We start from the raw sequence: 11,472 nt of genomic DNA on the forward strand, positions 1-11,472 counted from the left end.
GGCCGCGCGGGTCCGAGGTGCGGCACCTGTTGCCGATGAAGCGGTTGGTCCTGCTGCCGCTCCGGTCGACCAGGTCGAAGGGGGCGTTGCCCTTCGCGAGGTTGAACTTGATCAGGTTGTACCGGGCGGGCTCGCCCTTCGGGCTCGGGAACAGCACGATGCCGCCGGAGTAGGGCAGCCTGCCCCGGTTCCCGAGCACGGCGTTCTTCTCGATCGTGTTGTGGTCGCCGCCGAAGACGAGGACACCGGTGCCGCCGAGCGGCGGGACGTCCTCGTGCTGCGGGCAGAAGCGGTTGTTCTTCGCGATCTTGTTCTTCCAGAGCTTGGTGTCGCCCTGGCCGCCCTTCTGGTCGTCGTTGACGAGCGCGGCCCCGGTGCAGTTGCCGACGAGCTCGTTCTCCCAGGCCTGGACGTGGCGGGCGTGCCGGACCAGCAGGCCGATCGCGTTGCCCGAGGCGTGGTTGTAGGCGACGACGGTGCCGCGCGCGTTCTGGATGTCGCCGACGTAGAAGCCCGCGTCGGCGGAGTTGTCGATGGCGCGGTTCTTGACGAAGCGGCCGCGGGTGGAGCGGAACTCCGTGATGCCGTACTCGCCGTTGCGCGCCGCGAGGACGCGCTCGACGGTGAGGCGGTCGGTGTACAGGCCGTACACGCCGCTCTGCTTGAAGCCCCGGACGCTCAGGTTCTTGATCGTGACGTCCCTGACCGGGTGCTCGCGGTGGCCGATCACGCAGATGCCCTGGCCCGCCGCGCCGGCCTTGGCGCAGTGGTCCCTGCGGCCCGGGTGCAGGACGGTCCTGTCGCCGTCCCCCTCGATGGTCAGGCGCTTGCGGACGAGGACGCCTCCCTCGTAGGCGCCGGCCTCGAGCCGGATGACGTCGCCGGGCCGCGCGCGGTCGACGGCCTTCTGGATCGAGTGGCCCGGCCGCACGATGTGGATCCGCCTGCCCTTGCCGCCGTCGGCGGCGTGCCCGGCCGGTGCGAAGGACGCCAGCCCCGCCAGCGCGACGGCCGTACCGAGCGAGGCCGCGAGAGTCCGCCTCATCCTTTTTCCCCGTTCTGTTGCCAATGGTGGGGACGCGCCGGAGTGGCGCGTCCTCGCTCATCTTGAACAGAAGAGATGGCACGACCGGGTGAGCGAGAAGTAAAGAAACATCCGAAGGTTTCGTCAAGTGAGTGAGAAGCGTCTGATAAATGGTGGCACGCCATTTCATGGGACGTTAAATGCCGATTTGGGCGGTCGGGGGCGGTGTCCGCGCGGTGTGTCGGGCGGTGTGTCGGGTGGTGTGTCGGGCGGTGTGTCGGACGGAGGGAGCGGCGGTGCGGCGCCGGTGTGAGCAACGTCTCAGCAGGTCGTCTCGCGTGTTACACGCCGTTCACAAACGGGCAACAGACGCGAAATGCCCGGTTGGCACGTTCTGTGAGGCCGAACCCGCAAAGGCCCGGCAGCGAACGAAGGGACCGACGTTGAGCTACAAGGCCGAGTACATCTGGATCGACGGCACCGAGCCGACCGCGCGGCTGCGGTCGAAGACGAGGATTCTCGCCGACGGCGCCGAGCTGCCGGACTGGGGGTTCGACGGGTCCAGCACGAACCAGGCGCCCGGCGACCACTCGGACTGCGTGCTCAAGCCGGTCTTCTCCTGTCCCGACCCGATCCGGGGCGGTGACAACAAGCTGGTGCTGTGCGAGGTGTACCTCGTGGACGGCACGCCCCACGAGACCAACACCCGCGCCAAGCTGCGGCCCGTGGCCGAGCAGTTCGCGGCGCAGGACTCCTGGTACGGCATCGAGCAGGAGTACACCTTCTTCAAGGACGGTCGCCCGCTCGGCTTCCCGGAGCGCGGCTACCCGGCCCCGCAGGGCTTCTACTACTGCGGTGTGGGCTCGGACGAGGTGTTCGGCCGCGACATCGTCGAGCAGCACATGGACGCCTGCCTGGCGGCGGGGCTGAAGATCTCCGGCATCAACGCCGAGGTCATGCCCGGCCAGTGGGAGTTCCAGATCGGCCCGGCGGGGACGATCGAGGTCGGCGACCACCTGTGGATCGCCCGGTGGCTGCTGTACCGCATCGCCGAGGAGCACGACGTGTCCGCCACCCTCGACCCGAAGCCGGTCGAGGGCGACTGGAACGGCGCCGGCGCGCACACCAACTTCTCGACCAAGGCCATGCGCGAGGGCTACGACGCGATCATCGCGGCGTGCGAGGCGCTCGCCGAGAAGGCGCAGGAGCACGTCGCCGGGTACGGCGCCGACATCGAGCGGCGGCTGACCGGCATGCACGAGACCGCCCCGTGGAGCGAGTTCAGCTACGGCGTGTCGAACCGCGGCGCCTCGGTGCGGATCCCGTGGCAGGTCGAGGTGGAGAAGAAGGGCTACATCGAGGACCGCCGCCCGAACGCCAACGTCGACCCGTACGTGGTGACCCGCCTGATCACGGGCACCTGCTGCGCGGCGCTGGAGAAGGCCGGCCTGGTCTGACGATTCCGGCGAAACGGATCCCCGGGAAGCGCGGCTTCCCGGGGATCCGCCGTGTTCTGCCATAAGGGGGAACGCGGCCAAACATCTGCAAAATGGTGAGGTTGGGCGAATTCCTTGCTGCGGCGACGGGTAGCACACCTACGTCGCACCGGGGGAGGGAACATGCCCGACTCATCCTTCGGGCGGAACTCCGGAGGCCTGCCGGGCAGGCACGCCGGCCGCCCAGCGCCACGGCCGTGGGAACGCTCGTTCCGCTGTCCTTCCGCGGCGCGGCGGCGGCCGATGGAGGCGCCGCCCCGACGGTACGAGGACTTCGTCGCGCTGCACGAGGAGATCTCCAGGGAGGGCTCCGGCGCGCCGCTGCGCCCGCTGTGGTGGACGGGCGTCTCCGCCGCGCTGGTCGGCGGGGGCGCGGCGTTCGCGGTGACGATCGGGCTGCGGTCGGCGTTCGGCGTCGAGGTGCCGGTGTTCGCGGGCGGGCACACCGCGGCGGCGCCCGCCGCGACGAGCTACGCGCTGTGCGCCGCGGCGGCGGTGATCCAGGCCACCGCGCTGATGCACCTGCTGCTGTCGTCGGCGGCGCGCCCGGTCCGGGCGTTCGCCTGGATCGGCGGGATCGCGGTCGCGCTGCTGGCGATCCTGCCGCTCACCCTGCACGCCCGCCTCGACGCGGCGCTCGCCACGTCCGCGATCAACCTGGCCGGCGGGTCGGCCGTGGTGGCGCTGCTGTGCGCCGTGGTCGCGGCGACGTCCCGGCAGTCCCCGTGGGACCGCCCGTTCAGACGCGACCGACCGTGATCGTCAGCGGGCCGGGCGCCGCGGTGGAGACGACCCGGACGTGCCGCAGGCGCCGCCACACCTGGACGTCCACCGGCTCGTCCGGCGCCAGCAGCCGCACCTCGCGGTGCATCCCGGAGAAGCCGAGGCACAGCGAGACGTCCCAGGTCCCGCGCGGCAGCGGGTCGTCGACGAACGCCCGCGTCGCGGGCACCACCGCCCGGTAGCCGAGCCGGTCCGGGCGCTCCTCCAGCATCGCGATGACCTCGTAGACGTGCCGCGAGCGGCGCTCGGTCATGATCAACGTCCCGGAGACCGGCCTGCCGCTCCGCCGCACGTCCAGATGCCCGGCGACGACGATCTCCTCGCGCTCCTCGTTCCAGCTCAGCGTGTCCGCCGCGACGGATCCGGCGACGTGCGAGCGGCCGCCGACGTCGATCGCGAGGGCGCCGCCGGCCCCGAAGTAGGCGATCACCGTGCAGGAGCCGGGCAGGAACCGCCGCAGGGGCGAGGCGTCCAGGCCGGGCGCGCGGCCCGGGCCGAGCGGGACGACGGAGGTCTCCATCGGCGCGCCGACCGACAGGCTCACGTCCCACAGCCCGCCGGGCAGCGGGTTCCCGCCGGCGAGGGTCGCGACGTCGACCTCCGCCTCGAACGCGACGCGCCCGTCCCGCTCGCGGGCCGAGGCGGGCACGCGCAGCAGGCCGTCGCCGTCGCGCTCGCGCAGGAGCAGCTCGATCTCGCGGACGGCGCCGCCGGGTTCGAGGGTGCCGGCCAGCCGGAGCGCCGTCCCCGCCCAGCCGATCTCCGTCAGTAGGGGATCCGCCATCGCCGCCTCCGCCCCGGTCGCCGTCGTCCTCCCCGCCCTTCCCCGCGAGCGGGGGCCGAACCGGGGTCAGGGCACGACGGTCACCGGCCACCGCCCCGCCTTGACCAGCCGGACGGCGACGGATCCGATGAGCCGGTGCCCGGCCTGCGCCGACGCGCCGACGATCACGGCGTCCGCGCGGGACTCGTCGGCGACGCGGGCGAGCACGGTGTAGGCGTCGCCCAGCTCGGTGACGAGGTCGTAGCGGACCTGCTCGCGCCCGGCGGCGGCCTCCAGCTCGGCGCGGATCTGCGCGGTGACCTCCTCGGCGGTCTCGCGCAGCGCGGCGGCGCCGCCCGGGGTGAGGGTGCCCATCGAGGCGACCGACGTGACGTGCACGACGACGAGCCGGGCGCCGGCGCGGCGCGCGAGGCCCCACGCGTAGGCGCCGGCGCGCAGCGACGTCTCGGAGCCGTCCACTCCGGCCACGATCACCTTCGGTCCGTCGACGCCGTACTCGAACGGTCTCATGTGATCACCACGGGACCAGCGTAATCGGCGGTTCAGGGCCGGACGAACCGGGCCAGAAGGTCGTCGAGGCCGAGGGCGCCGGTGCCGAGCGCCCCGTACATCGCGTCGGCGTCGCCGTAGCCGAGGTCGCGGGCGACGGCCAGGGAGTCGCCGCGCGCCTCGGCGGCGAGCAGGTCGACGCCGCGCTCCGCCAGCGCCCGGACGAGGCGGCGCCGGCCGGCCTCGGCGTCCTCCTCGGCGCGGCGCAGCGCGAGCCGCTGCTGGATGCGGACGCGGGCGGGCACCGAGACGGCGAAGCCGAGCCAGTCCTCGGACGGGGCGCCGGCCGGGTCGGTGAGGATCTGCACGACGTTGCCGCTGCGGATCTGCACCGACATGGGCGCGAGCCGGCCGTTGACGACGGCGCCGATGCAGCGGTCGCCGGTGCCGGGACCGAGCGCGTAGGCGAAGTCGAGCGCGGTCGCGCCCGCGGGCAGCGGGACGATGTCGCCGCGGGTGGTGAACGCGGCGACGTTGCCGGCGGCGAGGTCGGCGCGGAGCCGGTCCAGGAACTCGCCGGACGGCGCGTCGGACTGCCAGGCCAGCAGCCGGCTCAGCCACACCAGGTCGCGGCGTTCGGCGACGGTGGGACCGGTGTCGCGGCCCGCGTCCCGGATGTGCGCGACGATGCCGTACTCGGCGACCGGGTGCATCGCCTCGCTGCGGATGATCACCTCGAACGGGTCGCCGTCCGGGCTGATCACCCGGGTGTGCAGCGACCGGTACAGGTTGTCCTTCGGCGTCGCGATGAAGTCGCGGACCTGCCCGGCCACGGGGTGCAGCGCGGCGTGCACGGCCCCGAGCGCGATGTAGCAGTCGCTCTCGGCGCCGTCCACCACCAGCAGCAGCCGCGCCGCCTCGCACGGCCGCAGCCCGGCCAGGCCGCCGCCGAACGACTGGTGCACCGCGTACAGGTGCGACGGACGGACCTCCACCCGAGCCCTGACCCGGTGCTCGGCGAGCGAGGGGCGCAGCAGCGCCGTGGCGGGCCCGAACGTGCGGCCCGCCACGCTCAGCGCCGCCCGGACGGCGCGCCGCGTGGCCTCGTGCGCCCCGGGGTCACGGGCGGCGAAGGCGAGGTCGTCCATCTCCCGCTTGAGGACGTGGATGCCGAGCCGCTCGGCGAAGGGGACCAGCAGTTCGTGGGACGCCTGGGCGTAGCGGGCGCGCTTGTGCTCGGGCTGGTGGCGCAGCGTCCGCAGGTTGTGCAACCGGTCCGCCAGCTTGATCACCAGGACCCGGAGGTCCGCCGCCGCGGCCAGCACGATCTTGCGGAACGTCTCGGCCTCGGCGCGGTCGCCCCAGCGCCGGCCGTCCAGCTTGGTGACGCCGTCCACCAGCACCGCGATCTCGTCGCCGAAGTCGGCGCGGACCTCGCCGAGCGTGTACGGGGTGTCCTCGACGGTGTCGTGCAGGAGCGCGGCGACCAGGGTGGTGGTGTCCAGCCCCATGCCGGCGAGGATCAGCGCGACGGCCAGCGGATGGGTGATGTACGGGGCGCCGGACTTGCGGAGCTGCCCGCGGTGCATGCGCTCGGCCACCGTGTACCCGCGCAGCAGTTCGGCCTCGGCCGCTCCAGGGAGGGCGCCGCCGGGGTGGGCGGCGCGATGGGCCGCGAGCAGGGGGGCGAGGGCGGCCCGCACGGGGTCCGGGCCGCCTCCCGCCGCCTCCCGCCGCCGCGCGGGGAGGCGGAACCGTCCCGTCGCCGGATTCAGCGTCGCCATCGCGCCCCCGCCTGGCCCGTCCGCGGCACACCGCCACGGACTGTGATCGCCATTATGCGCGATGTGGCCGCGGCGGCGGGAGACCCAGGCCGGGGCCACCTCCGGCCCCCGCCGCGCGTCAAGGGACGTTCCAATCTCCTTCGCCGGGCCGCCATCAACGCGCCCCCGGGTGTGTCGTCCCCGTGATCATGCCGTCGCCGACCGTAGTGTGGCGCTCCGTTGTTGCGAGCCGCGCCGGTCACGCGCCGGACCGCGCGGGACGTCGGGGGGCTGTGCATGGCGGGCAGGGGCGGGCGGGACGCAGGCCGGGGCGAGCGGCCCCGGACCGAGATCATCGGGGTCGCCCCGTTCGGCCGGCCCGCGCCCCACCTCGCCGTCGCCGTCGCCCGCGCGGGCGGCACCGGCGTGCTCGACCTCGGCGCCGACCGGGCGCCCGGGCTCGCCGCCCTCGCCGACGTCGGCCGCTGGTGGAAGGGCCCGTTCGGCGTCCGCGTGCCCGCCGGGTGCCGGATCCGGCCCGACGAGGTCCCCGCGGCCGCCGCGACCGTCCTGGTCGACGCGCCCGTGTTGCTCGGTGGGGCAGCGCTGCTCGGCGGGGCAGCGTTGCTCGGCGGGGCAGCGCAGCTCGGCGGGACAGCGCAGCTCGGCTCGCCCGCGCCGGGGGCGGACGGCGCGCCGGACGTCGCCGGGTTCGCCCGCGGGCGCCGCCTGCTGGTGGAGGTGGTCGACCCGGACGAGGCCGCCGCCGCGATCGCCGCCGCCCGGGAGATCACCGACGACGTGGGGCTGGTCGCGCGGGGCGGCGAGGCGGGCGGGCGCGTCGGCGAGCCGACCGCGTTCGTGCTCCTGCAGCACCTCCTCGCGGGCGCCGGTTCCGCGGCGGACGTGGACGTCCCGGTGTACGCGGCGGGCGGGATCGGGCCGCACTCGGCCGCGGCGGCGGTGGCCGGGGGCGCGGCCGGGGTCGTCCTGGACGTCCAGCTCGCGCTGGTCCGGGAGGCTGAGCCGTCCGCCGACATCGTCGCCAGGCTGTCGGCGATGGACGGCACCGGGACGGCGGTCGTCGACGGGCACCGCGTCCACCCGGCGCCCGGCGCGCCCGGGTCCGGGCGGCGTCCGCTGCCCGTCGGGCAGGACGCGCCGCTCGCCGCCTCGCTGGCCGGGCGGCACAGGACCGCCGGGGGAGTGGTGCGGGCCGTCCGGGAGCAGATCGACCTGCACCTGCGGGCCGCCGTGCGCTCCGAGCCCCTCGCGCCGCGCGCCGAACCGGCCGTCGTGCAGGGTCCCATGACGCAGGTCAGCGACACCTCCGCGTTCGCCGGCGCCGTCGCGCAGGACGGCGGCCTGCCGTTCCTCGCGCTCGGCCTGGCGGACCCCGACCGGGTGCGGGAGCTGCTGCGCGAGACCGCCGACCGGCTCGGCGGGCGTCCCTGGGGCGTCGGCGTCCTCGGGACCGCGCCGCCGGAGCTGCGGGAGGCCCACCTCGCCGCGATCCGCGAGGCCGCCCCGCCCTACGCGATCATCGGGGCCGGCTGCCCGGCGGAGGCCGCGTCACTGGAGGCCGCGTCACTGGAGGCCGCGTCACTGGAGGCCGCGTCACTGGAGGCAGAGGGGATCCGCACCTACCTGCACGCCCGGTCGCCGGAGCAGCTGGAGCGGTTCCTGGCCGAGGGCGCGCGCAGGTTCGTGTTCGAGGGCGCCGAATGCGGAGGGCACGTCGGACCGCTTGCGAGCTTCCCGCTGTGGGACGCGCAGGTCGAGCGGCTGGAGGCGTTCGGCGGCGACCCGCGCGAGCTGTCGGTCATGTTCGCGGGCGGCGTGCACGACGCGCGGTCCGCCGCGATGGTCGCCGCGCTCGCCGGGCCGCTGGCCGAGCGCGGCGCCGACGTCCGCGTGCTGATGGGCACCGCGTACCTGTTCACCGCCGAGGCGGTCGCGGCCGGCGCGATCCTGCCGGGCTTCCAGGACGTCGCGCTCGGCTGCGGCGGGACGGCCCTGCTGGAGACCGCGCCCGGCCTCGTGACCCGCTGCGCCCGCACCCCCTACGTCCGGACGTTCGAGGAGACCCGCCGCGAGCTGGAGCAGGTCGGCACGCCGCGGCGGGAGGTGTGGCGCCGCCTGGAGAAGCTGAACCTCGGCCGCCTGCGCGTCGCGAGCAAGGGCCTGCGCCGCGGCACCCCGGTGGACGACGGCGTCCAGCGCGCCGACGGCCTCTACATGATCGGGCAGGTCGCCGCGCTGCGGTCGGCCCCGACCCGGATCGCCGACCTGCACGAGCAGGTCACCTCGGGCGCGACCGCCTTCCTGGCCGCCCGCGCGGCCGAGCTGGGCGTCGCCGGACCCGTGGCGAGCGCCGGCGCGGCCCGCCCGGCCGACGTCGCGGTCATCGGCATGGGCTGCGTCTTCCCGGGGGCCCGCGACACCGGGAGCTACTGGGCGAACATCGTCGGCGGCGCCGACGCGGTCACCGAGGTCACCCGCTGGGACCCGCGGATCCACTACTCGCCGTCCGGGGAGGGCGCGACGCCGTCGAAGCGGGGCGGCTTCATCCCCGACGTCCCGTTCGACGCGCTCGCCCACGGCATCCCGCCCGGCGCGCTCGGCGGCGTCGACCCGGTCCAGCTCCTGTCGCTGGAGGTCGCGTCCCGCGCGCTGGCGGACGCCGGGTACGCCGACCGCCCGTTCGACCGGGCCCGGACGTCGGTGGTCTTCGGCGCGGCCGGGGGCGGCGACCTCGGCACCGCGTACGCGATGCGCGCGACGCTCCCGTCCTACTACGGCGAGGTGCCCCCGGGCCTGGACGAGCGGCTGCCGCGCCCGACCGCGGACTCCTTCCCCGGCGTCCTCACCGGCGTCATCGCCGGCCGGATCGCGGACCGGCTCGACCTCGGCGGCACGGCCCACACGGTGGACGCCGCGGGAGCCTCGTCGCTGGCCGCCCTCGACGCCGCCTGCAAGGAGCTCGCCGCCGGGACCAGCGACATGGTGCTGTGCGGCGGCGCCGACCTGCGCGCCGGCGTCCAGGACTACCTGCTCTCGGCCTCGGCGGGCGCGCTTTCCCCGTCCGGGCGCTGCGCCGCGTTCGACTCGTCCGCCGACGGCGTCGCGCTCGGCGAGGGCGTCGGGTGCGTGGTCCTCAAGCGCCTCGCCGACGCCGAACGCGACGGCGACCGGATCTACGCCGTGGTCAAGTCGGTCGCCGGGGCCGCCGGCGGACGCGCCCCCGACCTCGCCACACCGGGGTCCGAGGGGCAGCGCCGCGCCCTCGAACGCGCCTACGAGCGCGCGGGCGTGGCACCCGCCTCCGTGGGGCTCGTCGAGGCGCACGGAGCCGGAGCCGAGGCGGACGACAGGGCGGAGCTGGCGGCCCTCGCCTCGGTGTTCGCCGGGGCCGCGCCGGGGAGCGTCACGCTCGGCTCGGTGAAGTCGCAGATCGGGCACACCGGGTGCGCCGCGGGCGTCGCCGGGCTCATCAAGACCGTGTACGCGCTGCACACGGGCGTGCTGCCGGGGACGCTGCACCTGGCCCGGCCGAATCCGGAGTGGGCGCCGGACGGCCCGCTCGCGTTCGGCGGCGCCGCCCGCCCGTGGGCCGCCGAACCGGGCGGGCGGTTCGCGGGGCTCAGCGGCTTCGGCGTCGGCGGCGCGCACTTCCACGCCGTCCTGTCCGGCTACGACGGCGCCCCCGAGCCGGTGTCCGGGCTGGACGAGTGGCCGGCCGAGCTGTTCCTGATCCGCGGCGCCGACCGCTCCGCCGCCCGCGCCGGGATCGACCGGCTCTCTGCGCTGCTGCCCGCCGGGCCCCGGCTGCGCGACCTCGCCAGGACCGCCGCCTCGCTCGAAGGCCCGGTGCAGGCGGCGCTGGTGGCCTCAAGCCTGGAGGACCTCCGGGACAAGCTCGCACTCGCGGCCGCGTTCCGACCGGCGCCGGGCGTCTTCCTGCCCTCCGGGGAGCCGGGGCAGGTCGCGTTCCTGTTCCCCGGCCAGGGCGGCCAGCGGCCCGGGATGCTCGCGGACCTCTTCGTCGCGTTCCCCCGCCTCCAGCGCCTGCTTCGGTACGCCGGCGGACGGTACGCGGCCGCGATGTTCCCGCCCGCGGCGTTCACCCGGTCGGAGTCCCGCCGCCGCCGGGCGGAGATCGCCGACACGCGGGTCGCGCAGCCCGCGCTCGGCATCGCCGGGCTGGCCGTCCACCGGCTGCTGACCGCGGTCGGCGTGCACCCCGACCTCGCCGCCGGGCACGGCTGCGGCGAACTCGTCGCGCTCTGCGCGGCCGGCGTGTTCGACGACGCCGACATGATCGGCCTGAGCGCCGCCCGGGCGGAGGCGGTCCTGGCGGCGGCCGGGCCCGGCGGGGGCGCGGCGGCGACCGTGGGAGCGACGCCGGAGCAGGTGCTGGACGCGTTGGGGGAGACGTTGGGGGAGAGCGGCGACGTCGCCGTGACCCACCACAACGCGCCCCGCCAGGTCGTGATCGCCGGGACTTCCGCGGGGCTGGACCGCGCGCTGCGCGTCCTGGCGGAGGCGGGCCTGCGCGCCGAGCGGATCCCGGCGGCGTGCGCGGCCCACGGCCCGCTCGCCGCCGCCGCGCCGGAGGGCCTGCGCGTGGAGCTGCTCGGCCGCGACCTGCGCTCGCCCGCGTTCCCGGTCTGGTCGAACGCGACGGCGGCGCCCTACGACACCGACCCGTCCGAGCTGGCCGCCGTCCTATCGGGGCAGCTCGCCGCGCCGGTCCGCTTCGTCGAGCAGATCGAGGCGATGTACGCGGCGGGCGCCCGCACCTTCGTCGAGGCGGGCCCCGGACGGTTCCTCACCGGCCTGGTCGCCGCGATCCTCGGGGACCGGCCGCACACCGTCGTGAGCTGCGATGCGCCCGGCGGCGGCGCCTTGACTGGGCTGCTGCGCGCGCTCGCCGAGCTGGCCGCCGCGGGCGTCCCGGTCGACCCGCTGCCCCTGTTCGCCGGGCGCGACGCCCGCCCGCTGCCCGCCGAGCCCGCCCCGGCGCCCGGCTGGATCGTCAACGGCCATCTCGTCCGCACCGCCGACGGCGCGTACCCGGCGGGCGCGCTCCGGTCCGCCGAGCGCGTCGAGGGCCCCGGCCCGGGCGGCTCG

Annotated in this window: 7 protein-coding genes; 3 read left to right on the forward strand and 4 right to left on the reverse strand. The window is 75.8% G+C overall.

Translation table 11 applies throughout. The features are described from left to right. Nucleotides 1–1,045: right-handed parallel beta-helix repeat-containing protein (locus AB0C69_RS27885; RefSeq protein ID WP_360358171.1), on the reverse strand; the 1,045-nt coding region annotated here is incomplete at its 3' end. A gap of 422 nt (nt 1,046–1,467) precedes the next feature. Here AB0C69_RS27885 and glnII point away from each other — a divergent pair. Next, nucleotides 1,468–2,481 (forward strand): glutamine synthetase GlnII, encoded by a 1,014-nt coding sequence (glnII, locus tag AB0C69_RS27890; RefSeq protein WP_345178555.1) that lies wholly within the window; start codon nt 1,468–1,470, stop codon nt 2,479–2,481. A 162-nt stretch (nt 2,482–2,643) separates the two neighbouring features. Further along, entirely contained in the window at nt 2,644–3,279 is a 636-nt protein-coding gene (locus tag AB0C69_RS27895; RefSeq protein WP_360358172.1) for a hypothetical protein, read from the forward strand. On the opposite strand, the gene AB0C69_RS27900 is transcribed toward AB0C69_RS27895, so the two are convergent. From AB0C69_RS27900 to AB0C69_RS27910, 3 genes are all read right to left on the reverse strand, one after another. After that, nucleotides 3,260–4,087: a hypothetical protein gene (locus tag AB0C69_RS27900; protein WP_360358173.1), complete on the reverse strand. Its 828-nt coding sequence runs from the start codon at nt 4,085–4,087 to the stop codon at nt 3,260–3,262. The two genes, AB0C69_RS27895 and AB0C69_RS27900, sit on opposite strands and share 20 nt — an antisense overlap. A 66-nt stretch (nt 4,088–4,153) precedes the next feature. Then, a complete protein-coding gene (locus AB0C69_RS27905) occupies nt 4,154–4,597 on the reverse strand; it encodes a universal stress protein (RefSeq protein ID WP_345178550.1) in 444 nt (147 codons plus the stop codon). Nucleotides 4,598–4,629: 32 nt separating this feature from the next. Then, the gene (locus AB0C69_RS27910; protein WP_360358174.1) at nt 4,630–6,360 is read right to left on the reverse strand and encodes an HD domain-containing protein; all 1,731 of its coding nucleotides are present in this window, start codon (nt 6,358–6,360) and stop codon (nt 4,630–4,632) included. Between the two features lie 276 nt (nt 6,361–6,636). Here AB0C69_RS27910 and AB0C69_RS27915 point away from each other — a divergent pair. Next, on the forward strand, nt 6,637–11,472 hold a 4,836-nt coding region (locus AB0C69_RS27915), incomplete at its 3' end, for a beta-ketoacyl synthase N-terminal-like domain-containing protein (protein ID WP_360358175.1).

The sequence above is a fragment of the Actinomadura sp. NPDC048032 genome, assembly GCF_040653175.1.
Classification (GTDB): domain Bacteria; phylum Actinomycetota; class Actinomycetes; order Streptosporangiales; family Streptosporangiaceae; genus Spirillospora; species Spirillospora verrucosospora.